The following is a 19,780-nucleotide window of genomic DNA, read 5'->3' as shown; positions in this document are numbered from 1 at the left end:
CTAGGCTGGCGGCTGTGTCCGATCCGCTGCGCCCGGTGAGCCGGCCCCGCCTGTACGAGCAGGTGGTGGAGCAACTGCGAGCCTATGCCGACGCGGCGGGCCTCAAGGCGGGCGACCGGCTGCCGTCGGAACGGGACCTCGCCGAGCGGCTGCGCGTCAGCCGCGCCTCCCTCAAGCAGGCGATAGTCGTGCTGGAGGTGCAGGGGCTGGTCGAGATCCGGCACGGGGGCGGCACGTACCTCCGCGCGGACAGCCTGCACCCCGAACCCGTGGCGCGCCTGGTCGAGCGGCGGCGCCGCCTGCCGGACGTGCTGGACGCCCGCGAGGCGATGGAGACCAAGCTCGCCGAACTGGCGGCGCAGCGCCGGACGGACGCCGACCTCGCGGAGATCGACGCCGCGCTGACCGCGATGCGTGCCGAGATCGACGACGGGAAACCCGGCGAGGAGGGTGACCGCCGTTTCCACGCCGCCGTCACCGCGGCCGCGCACAGCGAGCTGCTCGCCGATTTCATGGCGCGCATCGCCGACCAGATCGCCGAGACGCGGCACGAGTCCCTGCAGCAGCCCGGCCGGCCGCCGCAGTCCCTCGCGCAGCACACGAAGATCGCCGACGCCATCCGCGCGCAGGACGCGCGGGCCGCGGTCGAGGCGATGCGCGCGCACCTGGAGACCGTGCGGCGCGTGCGCCTGCTGAGCTGGAACCCCGAGGAACCGTGACGACGACGCACCGGCTCGACCCCACCCCGACGACGACCATCGACGTGTTCAGCCGCGACACCCCGCCGGTGCTGACGGTGGATCCCGGCGACACGGTGGTCGTGTCGGCCCTCGACGCGCATGGCAACCTGGAGCCACACCGCGTCCCCGGTGACGACCGGCCGAAGATGTTCCCCTCCCGCCGCGGCCACTGCCTGACGGGACCGATCGCCGTGCGAGGCGCCGAGCCGGGGACGGTGCTCGCCGTGCACCTGAAGTCCGTGCGCCCCGGCGACTGGGGCTGGACGGTCGCGGGCGGCAAGGACAACTGGCTGACGCGACGGCTCGGACTGGCGGACGAACCACCGACGTGGTTGCTGTGGGAACTGGATGCCGAGTCCGGTACGGCACGGAACCAGCTCGGCCACACGGTGCGGCTCTCACCGTTCCCCGGTGTCGTCGGGCTGCCTCCCGCGGAACCGGGCGAGCACTCGACGATCCCGCCGCGCACCGAGGGCGGCGGCAACATCGACTGCCGGGAACTGGTCGCCGGTTCGACGTTGTACCTGCCGGTCACCGTGCCCGGGGCGCACCTGCTCCTCGGCGACGGCCACGCGGCGCAGGGCGACGGTGAGGCAGGCGGCACGGCGATCGAATGCCCGATGACCGTCGAGGTGGTGCTCGACGTACTCCCCTCGACGCCGGTGCCGAGGTGCCACGCCGAAACCCCGGCGGGCCGGATCACGTTCGGTTTCGCGGAGCACCTCGACGACGCGATGGCGGACGCGCTCGCCGCGATGGTCACCTGGCTGCAGGCGTCACACGGGCTGGCCCGCGGCGCGGCACTGGCGCTCGCGAGCGCCGTGGTGGACCTGCGTGTCACGCAGGTGGCGAACCGGACGTGGGGCGTGCACGCGGTGCTGCCGCCCGGCGCGGTGCGCTGACCTGCTACAAAAGGATGTGCGGTTCGCCCGGTGGGGATGTCTCGTGCTCGTCCTCGCGGTGCTCGGGGGCGGGCTGGCCTGGCTCGTCCTCGCCCAGCGCAAGCCACCGCCGCCCTCGTGCGGGGTGGCGGGTTACAGCCTCACGCCCGAGCAGGCGCAGAACGCCGCCACGATCGCGGCCGTCGGCGGGCGGCTGGGCATGCCGGACCACGCGGTGACGGTCGCGCTCGCGACCGGGTTGCAGGAATCCAAGCTGCGCAACCTCACCGGCGGCGACCGCGACTCGGCGGGGTTGTTCCAGCAGCGGCCGAGCCAGGGCTGGGGCACCTACGCCCAGGTCACCGACCCGGTGTACGCCGCGACGACGTTCTACCAGCGCCTGCGGGCCCAGCCGCACTGGGCGGACCTGAGCGTGACCGAGGCGGCCCAGCTGGTGCAGCGCTCGGGGCTGCCGGAGGCCTACGCGCAGTGGGAGCCCGAGGCGCGGGCGCTCGCCGGCGCGCTCACCGGCCAGACGCCCGCTGCCTTCACCTGCCACGACCTGGTGCTCGGCGCCCCCGCGGCCGACCTGGTCCCGGTCGCGAACGCGGAGCTGGGCTCGGCGCGCCTGACCGGTGCCCACGAGCTCGCGGCGGGCTGGGAGCTGGCGAGCTGGCTCGTGGCGAACGCCACCCGCTTCGCGATCGACACCGTCACCTTCGACGGCCGCACCTGGACGGCCGACGCCGGCGGCTGGTCGGAATCCGGCCCGTCCGACGGGCGGCTGACCTTCCACCAGCGCACGCCGGGGCAGTAGCTCAGCGCACCGGGTGGTGCCGCGAAACCGACGTCGTGGAGGGTTCCCCCGGGCAGTCCCCCGGCAGGCAGGTCGGTGGCGGTGGCGGGAACGGGTGCCGCGGCCGGCTCGGCGGGGTTTCCGTCGGGCTGGGCGGTTCGCTCGGGCTGCTGCTCGTCGGGGACGGCGGCACCGTCTCGCTCGTCGTCGTCGACGGCGGCGGGGTCGTGGTGGGCGTGGTGAGGTCGGGTGCCTGCGGGAACGACTGCACGGGTTTCCCGGACAGGTAGGCGGCCATGTAGGCCTGCCAGATGTAGCCCGGTTCCTCCCGTCCGTACACGTCGTACCCGTGCTCGCGCCCCTTGCCGTTGTGGTAGTTGCCGTAGATCGGCGCCGGCTGTTTGACGTTGCCGAACCACACGGCGGTCACCACCTGCGGCGTGAACCCGACCATCCACGCCTCGGAGTTGTGCCCGGTGTTCCCGAACTGCGCCGTCCCGGTCTTGGCTGCGTTCGGCCGCGCGCCGGACAGCCCGTCCCCCGACGACGACGCCACGTCGGTCATCGACTGGGTCACGATCGACGCGATCGCCGAGTTCGTCGCCGCGTCGTCGCTGAACGCCGGCTTCGGTGCCGTCGTGAACCCGTAGACCGGGTTGCCGCTGTCGTCGGTCACGCGCGCGACCAGGTGCAACGGCACATACATCCCGTTCGCCGCGAACGTCGCGTACCCCTGCGCCTGGTCGAGTGGCCGCACCGGGTACTGCCCGATCGCGATGCCCAGCTCGGTCGTGCCGGTGCCCTTGCCCGTGGCCGGGTCGTCGTTCTGCAGCGAATCGAACGTGGCGCCCAGCGACGTGGTGATCTGCTTCGGGATCCCGGCGTCCCACGCCGCCTGCCGCACCGCGGAAACGCCGACGTCCGCGCCCATCCGGTAGAACACCGTGTTCACCGACTGCGTCATCGCGTCCTTGACGGTGATCTGCGGCGAACCCTCGCCGTCGGAGTTGTGCACCAGCTGCCCGGCGATCGTCTGGTTGTCGCTGCCGTCGTAGACCGTGTCCAGGCCGATCTTGTCCGGCTGTGCCCGCACACCGGCCGCGAGCACGTACGGCTTGAACGACGAACCCGGCTGCTGCGGGGTGGTCGCCAGGTCGTAGGCGGTGGAGCCGTTCCCGCCGTAGTAGGCCAGGATCTCGCCGGTCTGCGGGTTCGCGGACACCAGCGCGCTGCCCTCGTCCGGGTACTCGGCGTCGGCGGCCATGATCTTCTGCACCGCCTGCTCGGCCTTCTGCTGCGCGTCCGGCTGGATGGTGAGGTAGATCTTGGCGCCGGACGCCGTCAGCGACTGCTCGGAGTAGCCCGCGGCGGCCAGTTCGGCGAAGGCCTCGGAGACGATGTACTGCCGGTCCGCGAGGTTCGAACCGCCGTTCTTGGCGGCGTTCGGCACCGGCGTGGGGAACTGCGCCGACGAGTACTCGGCCTGCGTGATCCAGTGGTTGGCCAGCAACCGCCCCATCACGTAGCTGTAGCGCCGTTGCTGGTAGGCGGTGTTGTCCGCCTGCCCCGGCAGCTGCACCAGGCCCGCGAGCAGCGCCGACTGCTCCGTCGTCAGCTTGCTCACGTCCTCGTTGTAGTACGCCCTCGCCGCGGCCGAGATCCCGTACGCCCCGCGTCCGAAGTAGACGGTGTTGAGGTATGCGGTGAGGATGTCCTGTTTGGAGTAGGTACGGGTCATCTTGTACGACTCGACCATTTCCACGAACTTCCGCTTCAGCGTCGCGTCGTCGTTGCCGGTGGCCTTCTTGACGTACTCCTGGCCGATCGTCGAACCACCGCCGGTGCCGCCGGTCAGCCGGTTGTACACCGTGCGCAGGATGGCCTTGAGGTCGAAGCCCGAGTTCGTCATGAACGTCTCGTCTTCAGCGGCGATCTGCGCGTTCTTCATCGTCTGCGGGATCTGGTCCCACGACACGACCGCGTGCGCGCCCTCGGTCGACTTCGTGTACAGCGTCGAGCCGTCGGCGTAGTACAGCGTCACCGGCTGGTTCAGGCTCGCCGCCAGCGCGTTCGGGTCCGGCACGTCGACCATGAAGTACGCCACGACGAACGCCGCGACCGGGACGAACATACCCAGGCCCAGCACCACGTACAGGGTCCGCCGCACCCGCCGCCACCCGGGCCGCTCGCCGTAGCTCGCCAAAATCGACCTCCGAGAATCCCGCCCGTCACTGTAAACGACGGGCGGGACGCCCGTGGTTCAGTGCGCCGAGAGCAGCCCGTGCGGGTCCAGCACGTACTTGCGGGCCGCGCCCTGGTCGAACTCCTCGTACCCTCGTGGCGCTTCGGCGAGCGGGATCGGCGTGGCGTTGACGGCGTCGGCGATGTGCACCCGGTCGTGCAGGATCGCCATCATCAGCTGCCGGTGGTAGCGCATGACCGGGCACTGCCCGGTGGTGAAGGCGTGGGATTTCGCCCAGCCGAGCCCGATCCGGAGGGACAGCGAGCCCTGCCGCGCCGCTTCGTCCGCGGCGCCCGGATCACCCGTCACGTACAGCCCGGGGATGCCGAGCGCGCCACCCGCGCGCGTGAGGTCCATGAGTGAATTGAGCACGGCGGCCGGTTTTTCCGTTTCCGCGTCCCTGCCGTGCCCGCGTGCCTCGAAGCCGACCGCGTCCACCCCGCAGTCCACCTCCGGCACGCCCAGGATCTCCGCGATCTGCTCCTTCGGGTCACCCTGGGACACGTCGACCGTCTCGCAGCCGAACGAGCGCGCCTGCGCCAGCCGCTCCGGGTTGAGGTCGCCGACGATGACCACGGCGGCACCCAGTAGTTGGGCGGACGCGGCGGCCGCCAGCCCGACCGGGCCCGCCCCGGCGATGTAGACCGTCGAGCCGACCGTCACGCCCGCGCTGACGCAGCCGTGGAAGCCGGTCGGGAAGATGTCCGAAAGCATGGCCAGGTCGAGGATCTTCTCCATCGCCCGGTCCCGGTCGGGGAACTTGAGCACGTTCCAGTCCGCGTACGGCACCATCACGTACTCGGCCTGCCCGCCGACCCAGCCGCCCATGTCCACGTACCCGTACGCGGAGCCCGGGCGGTCCGGGTTGACGTTGAGGCAGATCCCGGTCTTGCCCTCCTTGCAGTTGCGGCACCGCCCGCACGCGATGTTGAACGGCACCGAGACCAGGTCGCCGACGTGCACGAACTCCACGTCCCGGCCCGTCTCCACCACCTCCCCGGTGATCTCGTGCCCGAGCACGAGCCCCTCGGGGGCGGTGGTGCGGCCGCGCACCATGTGCTGGTCGCTGCCGCAGATGTTGGTGGCCACGTTCTTCAGGATCACGCCGTGGTGCACTTCGCGCCCCACGTTCGCCTTGTTCACCCCGGGACCGTCGTGCAGGACGAAGTCGGGATAGTCGATGTCCTGGACTTCGACGGTGCCCTTGCCGACGTAAGCGACTGCCTTGTTGCCCGCCATCGGTGCACCTCGTTTTCCTCGTCGAAAACCGGTGTGCCCATGCTAGGCGCGCACAAGGCAGCCGCCCTACCGCCGATCGCGGGGCCTACCCCGCGTACTTCGCGAACACCTTGGTGTAGTCCCAGTTCGACTGGGAGACGCCGGAGCAGGAATCCGCCGCGCCGCCCGTGCAGGGCCGGTCGCGGTTGACCGACCAGAACGTGAGGCGGGCGAGGTGGTGGCTGCCGGCGTAGTTGAGGATCGTGTTGAAGTCGTTGACCGTCACCGTCTCGCTTTGGTCGGTGATCCCGTTCATCGACGAGATCCCGCTGTGCCGGTAAGCGCTGTCATCGCTGTAGCCGTAGGCGCTCTTGAGCGCGTTCTTCAGCCCCTCGGCGGCCTGCACGGTCAGGTTGCCCATGTTCTGCCCGGCCCCGCCGAAGTCGAACGGCATGATCGTCCACGCGTCCGCCGCGAACCCGCTCGCCGCCGCGCGGTTGATCAGGCTCGTGTCGGGCCCGGACTGCCCGGTGCCGATCGTCACGTAGATCTTCACCGACGGGTTGTTCGCCCGGATCGTCTTGAGCGCGTCCACCGTCCGCTGCTGCACGGTCGCGCTCGAGTAGGCGTCGGCCTCCAGGTCGATGTCGATCGCCTTGAACCCGAAGGCGTTGATGACGGCCTGGTACGCGCCGGCGAGCGCGCTCGCGCTGCCGCACGACTGCTCGAGCTTGTTGCCGCTGTAGCCACCGAACGAGGGCACCACGTCCCCGCCGTTGCCGCGGATGGCGTTGATCGTCGAGCCGTCCACGCCGCCGGTGAGCGGCCGCGAGCCGTCCCACTGCGGGTTGCACGTGCCGTTGGAGAGCACGAACGCGAGCGTGAACCACTTGACCCCGGTGGAGTTCATGACCTCGATCGGGTTGGGCGGGCTACCCCAGCCCTCGTACAGGTAGGGCGCGACGGCCATCGGCGCGCTCGGCGCGGCGGTGCTGCCGTTCGGCGCCGACCACTGCTGGTTCGCGGTGGCCGCGCACGTCCAGATCTGCAGCTGCGTGCCGTTGGTGGTGCTCCAGTCCGTGTCGTCGAGGCACTTGCCGGAGCCGGTGTTGACGTACTGCCTGGTCGAGGTGTTGTAGCTCCACTGCTGCGCGCCGGTGCCGTTGCAGTCGTAGAGCTGGACCTTCGTGCCGTCGGCGGTTCCGGCGGCCGTGACGTCGAGGCACTTGCCCAGCGCGCGCAGCGTGCCGTCACCGGGCGCGGTCCACTGCTGCGCGTTGGTGCCGTTGCAGTCGTAGATCTGCACCGGCGTGCCGTTGGCGTTGCTGGCCGCGGCGACGTCGACGCATTTGCCGCCGTAGCCGGTGATCTGGCCGGTCGCCGCCTGCGCGGCGAAGGGGGACAACACGGTCAGCGCGAGTGCGCCGACCGCGGCGAGCACGGTCTTTCTCATGGGAACTTCCTTTGTTCAGACGGGGACGGTCCACTTCTGGTTGCTGCCGCCGGTGCAGGTCCAGATCTGCGGCCGGGTGCCGTCGGCCGAGCTCTGCCCGGTCGCGTCGAGGCATTTGTTCGCAGCGGGATTGACGACGTCGCGGGCGGCGCTGACCACCCGTTGCTGGTTGGGGGTGCCGCCGCAGTCCCACAGCTGGAGCTGGGCACCGTCGGCGGTCGACCGGTCCTTGACGTCGAGGCACTTGCCGCCGATGCCGGTGATGGGTCCCGTCGGGCTCGTCGGGGTGCCCGGCCACGTGCTGCCGGTGGTGTTGCAGGCGATCAGGGCCTTGGAGCCGTCGGGGTTGCGCCAGGCGACGTTGCGGGAGTCGATGCGCACCGCGCCGGGCCGGACGAACTTCGTCAGGTGCCCCATGTCGTAGTACTCGACGGTGTAGTCGACCTGACCGTGCCGAGAGTCTCCATTGTGGACGGGGATGAGGCCGGTGCAGGTGCCGCAGCCACCGAAGTGGGGCCAGGGGTACTGGTTGTGGACGGTGGTCTGCTGGGCGACGTCGCCGCCGTAGCCGTGCCAGGCGATGCCGCCGAACAACGGGTCGTTGCGGATCGAGGCGTCGTCGACGGTCGGGGCGCCGTAGGCGGCGTAGGCCCGGTAGTACTGGGCTTCGAGCCAGCCCTGGGCGAGGTTGTCGTTGTCCTTCATCCAGGCGGGGGCGGTCCAGGGGGTGCCCATGAGTTTGAGGGCGGGGTTGAGCTGCTTCGCCTGCTTCGTCAGGGGCACCACGTCGGCGAGGTCGTGGGCGATCGTGAAGTTGGCGAGGCCGGGGTCGGTTTGTCCGGCGGGGACGTCGCCGTAGGTGTAGCCGAAGCGGGCCAGGCCGGAGGAGCCCATAGGGTTGCGCACGAAGCTCAGGCCGATGCCCGTGTCCGGGTCGAAGAGTCTGCGCATGGTGTCGTCGCGGGTGGTTTGCGAGAGGGCGCCGCTGGAGTTCATCAGCCAGGCCGCGGTGTCGGTGAAGGAGGCGCCGCCGCCCTCGAAGGTCTGGTAGGTCGTGTTCTCGTTGACGGTGATGGTCTGCCCGCCGCTACCGGTGCCGGCCGTGAAGGCGATCGGGGTCTGCTGCTGCAGCCCGCGGGTGACGTTCACGCCGCGGGCGTCGTCGGTCGTGGTGAGCCAGACGTTGACGGTCGTCCCGGCGGCGGTGGCCGGGGCGGGACCGATCAGGAGGAGGCCGAGGAGTGCGGTCGCGAGCAGGACGGACGTGCGGCGGGGAGACATCGGTGTCACCACCTGAGCGTCGTTTTGTTCGAGGTGACAACGAAGTATGCATGGTCTGGACCAACCGAGCAAGAGGCCGGTTGGTGGGTACCTCACCGATGGGATCCGCCGGAGGGACCCGACTTCCGGCGGGTTGACACGGCGGTGGCTCGCGGGGTTTGGCTTCGGTGGGAACGCGCGGGTGGCTCAACTCGGGTGCCAGTCGGTCCGGCGCTCCGGACCGACTGGCCGTGGCACTTCTCACCGCAGTGGGCCGCGCGCATCATCGGGCAGCCGCCGGAGCCGCCCGTCCGCCCCCTGACCGAATCACCAAGCGGCTCAAGACGAGCATCAACCCCGTGCGCGGCGCAGCCCGGGTGCACCGATGCGACGCCCCGAACGAAGCCCCGCCGATCGGTTCCGCGCACCGGAGGCGCTGCCCCGCCGATCGGTTCGCGATGAGCCCGCACGGGGAATGTCCCCAGGGGTGCCGTTGTTATTCCGGGTGCGAGAGAAAGGAGCGAGCATGAAGGCCAGGAGTTCGGTCAGGTCGCTCAAGCAGAAGCCGGGTTCGATCGTCGTACGGCGGCGCGGGCACACGTTCGTGATCAACAAGCGTGACCCCCGCTGGAACACCCGGCAGGGCTGACTTTTCAGGAACGGGAGCCCCGTGGTGCGCGCCACGGGGCTCCCGTCGTTCCTAGACGACCTTGGTCACCTCGGCGAAGCTGGTGTGGAACTCGCCCGGCTTGGCGAAGTTGGCCACGTCGGCACCGGCCGCCCGCCCGGCGTCGGTACCCAGCGAGGCGAGCGCGTCATCCTTGCTCTCCCAGTCCAGCACGGCGATGAGGAAGTGGTCGGGCGTCGTGCCGTCCGGGCTCTCGCAGAGGCCCCACTCGAACGCCAGGAGGTTGGGCAGCGCGGCCACAAGCGGAGCGTGCACGTCCCGGTAGTGGGCGACGAACGCGTCCGGCTCGGCAGGCCGGTCGTAGACGACGGTCATGCGGTACATCGTGAGCCTCTCCGTTGAGCTTCCGGCCTCCCATCATGCCTGTTCCCGCAGCTCACGGCTGTACGACAAACGTCAGTCCCCGGCTACAACCTCCACCCGGGCGTTCGCGGGCTCCCGCCGCTTGGCAAACACCACCGCGACGAGTACCGCGCAGGCGATCAGCAGGACTGCACTGATCATGCTGACCACGGCCATGCCCTGCGCGAACGCGCTGTGTGCTGAGCCGAGCAGCTCAGCTGCAGGCCCTGCCGGCAGCCCCTGCGCAACCGCGTTTGCTCCGCTGACCGTCTCCCGCGCGGTCGTCACGGCACCAGCGGGTATACCAGCGGGGACAACCAACTGAGCCCGGTACAAGCCAAAGCCGATGCTTCCGAGCACGGCGAGCCCTAACGCGCCACCGAAGGTGTTGTTGGTCGACACGATGGCAGAGGCTGTTCCCGCCAGCCCCTGCGGCGCAGCGTTCATGATGAACACGGTGCCCAGTGCCGTCAACCAGACGACTCCCATCGAAATCAGCATCGAACCGACGATCAGCACCGATATCCATGCCTGAAGTGCCCCCAGCGCCAGCAGCAAGCAGCCCACCATCGCTACTGCCGTCCCAGCTCCCGACACCCAAAGGAGGCGCAGGCGTTTGGCCAGGCGCGGTAACGTCAATGTCGACGCGACGGTCGCGATGGACTGGGGGACCAGCAGCAAGCCGGCAGCCATCGGGGTGAAGTCAGCCACCGACTGCAGGTAGATCGGGATGAAAAGACTGATACCTGTGAGTAACGTGGTGCCAACTAGGACGATCAGGGACATGGCGCCGAAACGCCGGTCGCGGAACCAGCGGAGCTCGAGCAAGGGCACACGCAGGTTCAGTTGCCTCACACAGAACACGAGGCCGAACACGAGACCACCGACGATCGCAACTCCTACGACTAAACTCCATCCGTCGCGGGCCAGCTGTTTGAGGCCGTAGACGGTCGGCAGAACCGCTGCGAGGGCCAATCCCGCGCTGACCACGTCGATACGCGCTCGTCGGGCCGGAGATGGCGGTTCGGGCAACACGAACGGGCCGATGATCAGCAGAAAAGCCACCATGACCGGCCCCACCATCAGCACAGCGCCCCACCAGAACCATTCCAGGAGGATTCCGCCGACAACGGGACCCGCGGCTGCTCCCAGCAATACCGCACTCGCCCGAACGGTGATGCCCACCGCCCTCTGATGGGGATCATGAAAAATCGCACTGACGAGTGTGAGAGTGGCGGACAACAATGCGGCTCCCGCAATTCCCATGAGAGCCCTTGACGCGATCAACATGCCGACACTCGTGCTGAAGGCCGCAATCAGCGAGCCGCCCGCATACACCGTTGCCGAGAGGAGAAGAAGCCTCTTGTGACCGATCCAATCGCCAACCGCGCCCATCATCGCGACGAATCCCGCCACCATGAACGCATAGATGTCGACGATCCACAGCTGTTCGGTGCTTGACGCCCCCAGATCGACGCTGAGCTGCGGTAAGGCAAGCAAGAGGCTGGTACCGCCGATCGCGACCGCGGTCACCGGCGATACCACCACCAGCAACGCGAGCCACTCCCGGCTCCCGGCTTTCATCGATTCATTCACAACAGGCCAGTATTGTGCCACAGCTCCGGGATTTCACGAAGACGAATTCAGGCGCCTGTAATCTCTGCCGCTGTTCGGGAATTGATCACGCGTTCCGGGCCGATGTCCAGCGCCTCCGCGCGCAGGCAGCCCGACGTCAGCCAGTCCAGCTGGCCCGGCGCGTGGGCGTCCGTGTCGATGGCGAAGTCGCAGCCCAGCGAGGCCGCCAGGGACAGCAGGTCGTCGGGTGGGTCTTGGCGTTCTGGGCGGCAGTTGATCTCCACCGCGGTACCCGCGTCACGGCAGGCGGTGAAGACCGCGTGGGCGTCGAACGTCGACTGGGGGCGGCCGCGGCCTGTGATCAGGCGACCGGTGCAGTGGCCCAGCACGTCCGTGTGCGGATTGCGCACCGCCTCGATCATGCGGGCCGTCATCTCCTTCGCGGGCATGCGCAGCAGCGAATGCACGCTCGCGACCACGACGTCGAGCCTGCCCAGCAGGTCGTCCCGCTGATCGAGGGAGCCGTCCTCCAGGATGTCGACCTCGATGCCCGTCAGGATCCGGAACGGCGCCAGCTCGGCGTTCAGCTCCTCCACCAGCGCCAGCTGCGCCTCAAGCCGCTCGGGCGACAGGCCGCGCGCCACCGTCAGGCGCGGCGAGTGGTCCGTGAGCGCGATCCACTCGTGCCCCAGCGCCCTGGCCGCCTCCGCCATCTCGCGTGGCGGGCTGCCACCGTCCGACCAGTCGGAATGCGTGTGGCAGTCGCCCCGCAGCGCTGTGCGTAGGGCGGAATCGGTTGGCGGAGCAGCCGAGGAGACCAGCTTCGTGAGATACGCCGGTTCCTCCCCTGCCGCGGCCTGCGTGATCACTTGCGCCGTCGCGTCACCGATCCCCGGCAGGGCCTTGAGCGTCCCGGCCGCGACGCGTTCCGCCAGCTCCCCCGCCGGTAGCTCCTCGACCACCGCCGCGGCCCGGCGGAACGCCCGCACCCGGTAGGTGGGCGCGCCGGATCGCTCGAGGTGGAACGCGATCTGCCGCAGTGCCCATACCGGATCCATGATCGAGGAGTACCACGGCGGAGGCGAACTCTCACCCTGGAGCTTGGGGGAACGAGAGCGCCGGGGCCTCAGCCGCCCAGCTCACCGACGGGGCGAGAGGAACGACCCGACCCTGCCGACGGGCTCCGGGTGGCTGAGGCCCACGGCCTGGCGGACGAAGCCGCCCCAAGCCCCGCTGCCCGACCACTCCCGCCGCCGACCAGGTCCGGCCGAACGAGCTCACCCAAAACCCCGGCCTCCCGGCCCACGGCCTGGCGAAGGAGCTGCCTCGAACCCCAACCTCCCGGCCCACGAGGCCCGGGCGAATGACCCACCCGAAGCCTCCGTTGCCCGGATGAAGGGCCCGGGCAAGCAACGCCCGCGGAAGCCGCGACCGCGCGACCCGCGGGCCTGGCAAACGATCAGCCGGGTAGTCGGCCTGAGGGCGGCTCAGCACGACCGAGCCAGCCCCCGCGGCCCAGCGCGACCAAGCCGAGGCGCCCCATCACCCCACCGAAGGGCCCATCCCCAGCGACTGGGGCGTGCTGGCATCCGGCGAGGGCTGGTGCAGGCCTTCGTCCAGCGGGCCGTACTCCGTCATCAGCGCCGGGCTGCCGCCCCACGGCGTCTGCTCCTCCGCGATCAGCGAGTTCGTCGTCAGCAGCAGGCCCGCCACCGACGCCCCGTTCTGCAGCGCCGAGCGGCACACCCGCAGCGGGTCGACGATCCCCATCTCCACCAGGTTCCCGTACCGGTCCAGCAGCGCGTCGAAACCCTCGTCGTCCGCCAGCTCACCCACCCGCGCCACCACGTCGTGCGCCGGGTAGCCCGCGTTGTACGCGATGAGGTACGCCGGTTCGCTCAGCGCCCGCCGCACGATCTCCGCTCCCGTCGCGTAGTCGCCCTCCAACCCGAGGTCCTCCAGCACCCGGGCGGCGTGCAGCAACGCCGCGCCGCCACCCGCCACGATGCCCTCCGCCATCGCAGCCCGCGTGGCCGACAGGGCGTCCTCCACGCGGTGCTGCAGCTCCTTCAGCTCCGCCGGCGTCGCGGCGCCCACCTTGATCACCGCGACGCGGCCGGTCAGCGCTCCAATCCGCTCCGTCAGCACGTCCTCGTCGATGCCGTACTGCGCCCGCGACAGCTCCGCCCGCAGCTGGTTCACCCGGAACTCCACCGCCTCCGCCGACCCGCCGCCCCCGACGATCGTCGTCGCGTTCTCGGTCACCCGCACCTGCCGCGCCCGGCCGAGGTGCTCCAGCGTCATGGTCTCCAGCGTGAACCCCGACTGCTTCGACAGCACGGCACCGCCCACCACCGCGGCGAGGTCCTCCAGCTTGTGCAGCCGCCGGTCGCCGAACCCCGGCGCGCGCACGGCCACCGACGAGAACGTGCCGTTGACGTGGTTGTGCACCAGCATGCTCAGCGCGGGACCCTCGACGTTCTCGGCGATGACCACCAGCGGCCGCGGCTGCCGCATGATCCGGTCCAGCAACGGCATCAGCTGCTGCACCTTCGTGATCTTCTCCGCGCACATCAGGATGTACGGGTCGTCGAGCACCGCCTCCAGCCGCCCCGGATCGGTGACCAGGTACGGCGACACGTAACCGTTGTCGAACTCGAACCCCTCCACGAACTCCACCGACATCCCCAGCGCCGGCGACTCTTCGACCGTGACCACTCCCCCGTCGCCGACCGTGTGCAGCGCCTTCGCGATCACCGAACCGACCGCGTCGTCGTCGTTCGCCGAGATCGCGGCCACCCTCGCGTAGTCCTGTTCGGACACCACCGGGTGCGCCGCCTTCTCCAGGTGCTCCACGAGCCGCCCGACCGCGTGGTCGATGCCGCGTTTGACCAACACGGGATTCCCGCCGCGGGCGATGGCCCGCATCCCCTCGCGCACGATCGCCTGCGCGAGCACCGTCGCCGTGGTGGTGCCGTCGCCCACGACGTCGTTGGTCTTGATCGCCGCTTCCTTGACCAGCTGCGCCCCCATGTTCTCGAACTGGTTCTTCAGGTGGATCTCCCGCGCGATGGTCACGCCGTCGTTGGTCACCACGGGCGAGCCGGTGATCTTCTCGATGATCACATTGCGCCCCTTGGGTCCCAGCGTCGACTTCACCGCCTCCGCGAGTTTGTCCACTCCGGACAGCAGCAGCTCCCGCGCCTCCGCGCCGAACCGCAGTTCCTTGGCCATGCCGCAACTCCTAAGGCGTGAGGATCGCGCGGCCGCGGACCCGGCCGGCGTCGAGGTCGGCCAGCGCGTCGAGCGCCGCCTCAAGCGGGTACTTCCTGGTGTGCAAGGTGACCCTGCCGGTCTGCGCCAGCACCATCAGCTCGGCGAGGTCGTTGTACGTGCCGACGAGGTTGCCCACGACGTTCCGCTCGGTGGAGATGAGGTCGATCGTCGGGACTTCAAGCGTGCCACCGTAACCGATGACGAAGTGTGACCCGTCGCGCCTGGTCATCGCGAAGGCGTCCTGCTGGGCGCCCTGTTCGGCGACGAAGTCGAGCACGACTTCGGCCCCGTGGCCACCGGTCAGATCGAGCACGGCCTCCACGTGGGAACCGTCACCCAGCACGGTTTCATCCGCGCCGAGCTGTTCGGCGAGCTTCAGCGCGTCCGGGTTCCGGTCCACCACCACGACTTTCGCCGCGGTCAGCGCCCGCAGCGACTGGATGCCGATGTGCCCGAGGCCCCCGGCCCCGTTCACGACGCACACGGTGCCCGGGTACAGCAGCGGCACGGCCTTGCGCACGGCGTGGTAGGCGGTGATCCCGGCGTCGGCGAGCGCCGCCACGTCCGCCGGGTGCGTCGACGGGTCGAGCTTGATGCACGCCCGCGCCGACGTGAGCAGGTACTCCGCCATCCCGCCGTCGCGGTTGAGGCCGGGGAACACGCTGTTCTCGCAGTGCATGTCGTTGCCCGCGCGGCAGGCGTGGCACAGCCCGCAGGTCGGTGTCGGGTGCAGGATAACCGTGTCCCCCACCGCGACGTTGGTGACCGCGGAGCCGACCTCGTGCACCCAGCCCGCGTTCTCGTGGCCGAGGGTGTACGGCATCGTGATCTCGGCCAACCCGTCCCACTGCCCCTCGATCAGGTGCAGGTCGGTGCGGCATACCCCGGCGCCGCCGATCTTCACCACCACGTCGAACGGCTCCTTCGCGGTGGGTTCCGGCACCTCCTCGACGACGGGTGAGCGGTGGTACTCGTGCAGGCGGACGGCTTTCATCCCGTGCCCTCCTCTTCCGCGATCCCCGGGTAGCGCACGCGCAGCATCCCGCGGCACACCCCCGAGTTGGCCTCCATGCTGGTGCGGGTGAGCCGGGCGACCGCGAGGTGCCGCCGCACCTGTCCCGGCCCGATCCCGCCGCCGCTGCCCGGGTCGACCAGCAGCGGCGCGTCGTCGCCCGCGGGCAGCCCCAGTTCACGGCGGCGGGCCCGCAGGCGGTCGAGGTCGGCGCTCGGCGGGACGTCGCCGAGGGTGAGCGCCGGAGTGACCTCGACCCCGGCCGACCGCAGCGCGCGGCACACCCGGTCGGTGCCCGCGAACACGGCCTTGCGCAGGAAGTCGGCGCGCAGTGCGTCCAGCTCGGCGACCGCCTCCCCCTCGAACGAGGCGACGAACCCCGCCCGCGCCGCGACACCCCGGTTGATCGCCTCCGCCGCGAAGTGGTCCAGCAGCACGACTTCCGGCTCGGCGACCGCGGACACCGCGTCGTAGGCGTCCGCGACCATGAGGAACGCGAAGTTCGGGGCGCAGAAGTACGTCGGCAACCGCAGCTCGACGTACGCCCGCGTGCCCCGGACCTCGCACCTCGCGACGAAACCGAGGTCCGTCAGCGGCTCGTCCAGTTCCGGATCGCGGACGGTCGCCAGTGCGGACCACACCTCCTCGGCTGTCACGGGTTCGGCACGCCGACCGGCTCGACCACCTGTGGTGCCCGCAGCCGCAGCTCTTCGGGTACCTCGATGTCGTAGAGCCGGGCCGCGTTCAGGCCGAGGATCTTCTTCTTCTGGTCGACGGTCAGCGGCGGGAAGTCCGACAGCTCCTCGTCGGCCGGCATGTTCCAGTCCACGAACCCCTCGACCTGCCACTTCGGCTCCCAGATGGCGTAGTCCGCGCCGAAGACCAGCTTGTCCTCGCCGAGCCAGAACATCAGCTCGCCCATGACCTTCGCGAAGAACTTCGGCCGGGCGTGCATGAGGCCACCGATCACGACGGCGAGCCCCGCGTACACGTTGCGCTCCTGCGTGGCCATGAAGCAGAAGTCCTCGATGCGGGGCAGGCCGACGTGCTCGACGATGAAGTTCAGCCCCTGGAAGCTCGTGGCCACCTGGTCCACATCGGACACGTCGAACGCGTCCTTGTCCAGCGGCCAGATCGTCGGTCCCTTGTGGACGTGGATGTTCTTGACGCCCAGTTCCTCGCACTTCTCCAGGTACTTCGCGGCCTCGGGGTCCTTCAGCGACCAGCCCCGCGAATCGCCCAGCCACTCGGCGGTGTACAGCTTGACGCCCTTGCAGCCGTAGCGCCTGACCCGTTCGGTGAACGCCTTCATGCCCGCGTCGCCCTCGCGCGGGTCGAAGTAGGTGTTGACCAGGAACTTGCCGGGGTGCTTCTCGGCGAGCGCGCCGTCGGTCTCGGTGGTGTTGAACCCGGTGCGGTACCACTGCCGCAGGTTGGTGGGCTGGAAGATCGCCTTGTCCACGTGCCCGGCCTCGAACAGGTCGTGCATCATCAGTTCCTCGGAGTACTTCTGGAACCGGTCGATGGGCCAGTGCGTCTCCTCCGGGCCGAGGCCCTGGTAGGCGTGGAAGCACTCGATCCAGCCCTTGGCGTACTCCTCCTGCCCCTCGACCCAGTTCGCCGGGCTCGCGTCCCAGAAGTGGGTGTGCCCGTCGACCACGAAGTACTTCTCGCCGTCCTTCTCGTACATCGCGGAGTCCTTTCAGCGCAGGGGCTTGAGGTCGAAGTCGAGGTACTCGGCGGCGTCCTCGGGGTTGGCGAACATGATCGTGCGGTCGTCGAGGTGGACCATGCGGCCGTAGTGGGTCGACATGCTCTCCTCGAACTCGGCCGCGTCGAACCAGCCCTCCTCCTCGCCCGCCGCCTCGTCGATGTCGGCGTACACGACGTCGAAGCGGCCCACGCCGTCGACGCGGATCATCGACGGCAGGTGCGTGATGGTGACGTTGTCGAGCCTGCCGAGCACCTCCGCGACGATGGTGCCGACCTGGTTGTTCATCAGCGTGAAGCCGCACCTGTTGGACGCGGTGCTGTCGGCCTTGAAAGGGCTTTCCGTCCGGGAACTCGTGGTGGTCACTGGTTCAGCTCCTTCGGTGCGGGCAGGCCGAGGTCGGCCAGGATGCCGCTGAACCGGCTCTTCGCCCGGTCCAGCCCGTCTTCGAACCGCGGGGGTTTCGCGTCCGGCTGCGACCACAGGGGCTGCAGCGTCCGCGCGGCGTGCAGGCACCGCGGCACCCACTCGCCCAGCCACCCGCGCAGCAGGCTCCGGTTGTGCTCGGCGAACTCGCGGTCGTCGACGAGCAGCCGGAACAACGCGCGGGTGTACCGCAGGTCGCGCTCGGAGAAGTCGTACTCCTCGGCGCCGATCAGCGTCGGCGTCACGAAGTCCCCGTTGGCGGGGGCGGCCTGCTGCACGAGGTTGCTGCGGAACAGCTCCCCCACGAGCGGCTCGAACACGACGTTGGCGGCGAACACCGCCTCGGCCCAGTCCCAGATCCCCGTCAGCTGCTCGGCGACCTCGCGCACGCCCTGCCACGCCGGGTCGTCGTTCCACGTCACCAGGTGCGCCGTGCCGTCGAAGTGGCTGATCTCCTCGGTCAGCGTCAGGTTGTACAGCGCGAGGTCCTGCGCGGCGCGGATGCGGTGCATGCTGTTGACCGCGATCGCCGTGTTGTGCATGTTCGTCGGGCCGCGGCGGTTGGCGTTGGCGAACAGGTACAGCCCGAGCCCGTGGTCCACGTGCATCCACGCGCCCACGTGCTGCGCCACGAAGTGCGTCCAGTTGCGGTTCCACTGGTCGAACGCCTTGGCCTGCCGCGCCGCCTCGACGTTCTGGTTGAGCTGGCGGACGACGTTGGCGTTGTAGCGGTAGAGCGTGAGCTCCCACTCCTCGTTGGGGTCGCGGAACTCGTGCCAGCCGTGGGCGGGCCAGTCGTAGCCCCGGCCCCCCGATCCGGGGCCACGCTCCGGCACCGGCCGGTCCGAGCCCCAGGCCTTCAGTTTCGTCCACTCCAGCGGGTAGCCGCCCTGGCCGTCGGCGAAGCCGTACAGCCAGCCCTGCGCCAGGTAGTGCCGCGGGTCGGGCTGCACCTCGACGGTGACGTCCTCGTAGTGGCTCTGCTTGCGCTTGGCCGGGTCGAAGTAGTTGAACCGCCGCAGGTTCGAGTCGGGGAACTCCCTCGCGCCGGCCTCGGCGTCGGTGAAAACAGGCTTCGGCACACTGCGGACGGGTGTGGTGGTCGGCGTAGACATCGGTTTTCACCCTTCGCCTGTCGTGGTGAACTTGTCGTAGAACACCCGCTTTTCGGGCACGCCCAGCGCGGGCAGCAGTTCCAGTGCCGCCTCCACCATCGGAGGCGGCCCGCAGACGTACGCGTCGGCGCCGCGCAGCGCGGTCTCCCGCCGCCGGACGACGTCCGTGATCAGGCCCGTCTCCCCGTCCCAGCCGTCACCGTCCGGTTCGGACAGTGCCGGGACGTACCGGAAGTCGGGCAGTTTCTCCTCCAGCGCATGCAGTTCCTCGGTGAAGCAGAGGTCACGGCGGCGGCGCGCGCCGTAGTAGAACACCGCGGGCCTGCCGATCCCGCGTTCGGCCATCGAGCGCAGCAGCGCCAGGATCGGGGCGATCCCGGCGCCACCGCCGACGAACACCACCGGCGCGTCCGGGTTGTCCCGCAGGGTGAACACCCCGAACGGCCCGGTCACGGCGAGCCGGTCGCCCGGCCTCAGCCGGGTGTCGAGGAACTGCGAGAACAGGCCGCCCGGGTAGACCTTGATCACGAACTCCAGGCGGCCGTCCTCCCGGCACGAGGTGTTGGCCATCGAGAACGAGCGCGTCTCCTCCGTGCCGGGGACGGCGAAGTCCAGGTACTGGCCCGGGAAGAACTTCAGCGTCTCCGGCTCCAGGAGCCGCACGACGAGGTGCCGCAGGTCGTGCGTCACGTGGCCGATCGACACGACCTCCACCACGCCCTCCTGGATCGGGAGGCCGGAGTGGATCATCTCCTCGTCGTAGTTGAGCAGCTCGATGGTCAGGTCCTCGTACGCGTGTGCCCGGCACAGCAGCGTGTAGCCCTCCTCCTTCTCGAAGTCCGGCAACGCGAACGTGGAGTACCGCTCGTGCTCGACGTCGTCGCCCTCCAGGAGGAAGGACTTGCAGGAGGCGCACTGCCCCTCCTTGCAGCCGTGCATGAGCATGACGCCCTGTTCCGCGGCCGCGCGCAGGATCGTCTGGTCCTCGTCCGCCTCGATCTCGATGCCGACGGGTTCGAAGCGGACGACGTGCTTGTCGGCCATG

18 protein-coding genes are annotated in these 19,780 nt (G+C 69.7%); 4 read left to right on the top strand and 14 right to left on the bottom strand.

The features are described from left to right. The first annotated feature begins 14 nt into the window (after nt 1-14). The 3 genes from BMZ92_RS02275 to BMZ92_RS02265 are packed head-to-tail and all read left to right on the top strand — an operon-like array spanning nt 15 to nt 2,438. Nucleotides 15-719 carry a FadR/GntR family transcriptional regulator gene (locus tag BMZ92_RS02275; protein ID WP_091503967.1) on the top strand — a complete coding sequence of 235 codons (705 nt, stop codon included), beginning with the start codon at nt 15-17 and terminating at the stop codon, nt 717-719. Then, entirely contained in the window at nt 716-1,642 is a 927-nt protein-coding gene (locus BMZ92_RS02270; protein ID WP_091503966.1) for an acetamidase/formamidase family protein, read from the top strand. The genes BMZ92_RS02275 and BMZ92_RS02270 overlap by 4 nt, the downstream gene beginning before the upstream one ends. Nucleotides 1,643-1,685: 43 nt before the next feature. Continuing rightward, on the top strand, nt 1,686-2,438 hold the full coding sequence (locus BMZ92_RS02265; RefSeq protein ID WP_245782840.1) for a hypothetical protein: 753 nt from the start codon (nt 1,686-1,688) through the stop codon (nt 2,436-2,438). Between the two features lies 1 nt (nt 2,439). Here BMZ92_RS02265 and BMZ92_RS02260 read toward each other — a convergent pair whose 3' ends face one another. The 4 genes from BMZ92_RS02260 to BMZ92_RS02245 form a co-directional block, all read right to left on the bottom strand. Beyond that, a complete protein-coding gene (locus BMZ92_RS02260; RefSeq protein WP_143249776.1) occupies nt 2,440-4,584 on the bottom strand; it encodes a transglycosylase domain-containing protein in 2,145 nt (714 codons plus the stop codon). Between the two features lie 93 nt (nt 4,585-4,677). Continuing rightward, nucleotides 4,678-5,898 carry a formaldehyde dehydrogenase, glutathione-independent gene (fdhA, locus tag BMZ92_RS02255; protein ID WP_091503962.1) on the bottom strand — a complete coding sequence of 407 codons (1,221 nt, stop codon included), beginning with the start codon at nt 5,896-5,898 and terminating at the stop codon, nt 4,678-4,680. A gap of 85 nt (nt 5,899-5,983) precedes the next feature. After that, nucleotides 5,984-7,330: a chitinase gene (locus BMZ92_RS02250; protein ID WP_091503960.1), complete on the bottom strand. Its 1,347-nt coding sequence runs from the start codon at nt 7,328-7,330 to the stop codon at nt 5,984-5,986. 15 nt (nt 7,331-7,345) lie between these two features. Then, on the bottom strand, nt 7,346-8,611 hold the full coding sequence (locus BMZ92_RS02245; protein WP_091503959.1) for a ricin-type beta-trefoil lectin domain protein: 1,266 nt from the start codon (nt 8,609-8,611) through the stop codon (nt 7,346-7,348). 505 nt (nt 8,612-9,116) lie between these two features. Here BMZ92_RS02245 and BMZ92_RS02240 point away from each other — a divergent pair. Further along, entirely contained in the window at nt 9,117-9,239 is a 123-nt protein-coding gene (locus tag BMZ92_RS02240) for a ribosomal protein bL36 (protein WP_091503957.1), read from the top strand. A 51-nt stretch (nt 9,240-9,290) separates the two neighbouring features. On the opposite strand, the gene BMZ92_RS02235 is transcribed toward BMZ92_RS02240, so the two are convergent. The 10 genes from BMZ92_RS02235 to BMZ92_RS02190 form a co-directional block, all read right to left on the bottom strand. Beyond that, on the bottom strand, nt 9,291-9,593 hold the full coding sequence (locus tag BMZ92_RS02235) for an EthD family reductase (RefSeq protein ID WP_245782839.1): 303 nt from the start codon (nt 9,591-9,593) through the stop codon (nt 9,291-9,293). A gap of 81 nt (nt 9,594-9,674) precedes the next feature. Then, complete coding sequence (locus BMZ92_RS02230; RefSeq protein ID WP_143249775.1) at nt 9,675-11,216, bottom strand: MFS transporter; 1,542 nt, start codon at nt 11,214-11,216, stop codon at nt 9,675-9,677. 47 nt (nt 11,217-11,263) lie between these two features. Then, nucleotides 11,264-12,253, bottom strand: coding sequence for a PHP domain-containing protein (locus BMZ92_RS02225; protein WP_091503952.1), 990 nt, complete (start codon nt 12,251-12,253; stop codon nt 11,264-11,266). A 484-nt stretch (nt 12,254-12,737) separates the two neighbouring features. Then, entirely contained in the window at nt 12,738-14,429 is a 1,692-nt protein-coding gene (gene groL, locus BMZ92_RS02220) for a chaperonin GroEL (RefSeq protein WP_091503950.1), read from the bottom strand. A gap of 10 nt (nt 14,430-14,439) precedes the next feature. Then, nucleotides 14,440-15,465: an NAD(P)-dependent alcohol dehydrogenase gene (locus BMZ92_RS02215; protein ID WP_091503949.1), complete on the bottom strand. Its 1,026-nt coding sequence runs from the start codon at nt 15,463-15,465 to the stop codon at nt 14,440-14,442. After that, a complete protein-coding gene (locus tag BMZ92_RS02210) occupies nt 15,462-16,139 on the bottom strand; it encodes an iron-sulfur cluster assembly protein (protein WP_091503947.1) in 678 nt (225 codons plus the stop codon). Before BMZ92_RS02210 ends, BMZ92_RS02215 begins: the two co-directional genes overlap by 4 nt. Beyond that, nucleotides 16,136-17,173: an amidohydrolase family protein gene (locus BMZ92_RS02205; protein ID WP_091503945.1), complete on the bottom strand. Its 1,038-nt coding sequence runs from the start codon at nt 17,171-17,173 to the stop codon at nt 16,136-16,138. Before BMZ92_RS02205 ends, BMZ92_RS02210 begins: the two co-directional genes overlap by 4 nt. A 12-nt stretch (nt 17,174-17,185) precedes the next feature. Beyond that, the gene (gene mimD, locus BMZ92_RS02200; protein ID WP_091503943.1) at nt 17,186-17,560 is read right to left on the bottom strand and encodes a propane 2-monooxygenase effector subunit MimD; all 375 of its coding nucleotides are present in this window, start codon (nt 17,558-17,560) and stop codon (nt 17,186-17,188) included. Beyond that, complete coding sequence (locus tag BMZ92_RS02195; protein ID WP_091503941.1) at nt 17,557-18,735, bottom strand: ferritin family protein; 1,179 nt, start codon at nt 18,733-18,735, stop codon at nt 17,557-17,559. Before BMZ92_RS02195 ends, mimD begins: the two co-directional genes overlap by 4 nt. A gap of 6 nt (nt 18,736-18,741) precedes the next feature. After that, complete coding sequence (locus tag BMZ92_RS02190) at nt 18,742-19,779, bottom strand: FAD-binding oxidoreductase (protein WP_091503939.1); 1,038 nt, start codon at nt 19,777-19,779, stop codon at nt 18,742-18,744. Nucleotide 19,780: the final 1 nt, after the last annotated feature.

This window comes from Amycolatopsis sacchari (genome assembly GCF_900114035.1).
Taxonomy (GTDB): Bacteria; Actinomycetota; Actinomycetes; order Mycobacteriales; family Pseudonocardiaceae; genus Amycolatopsis_E; species Amycolatopsis_E sacchari.
The sequence above is the reverse complement of the archived record's forward strand: the minus strand, read 5'-3'. Positions and strand labels throughout refer to the sequence as shown.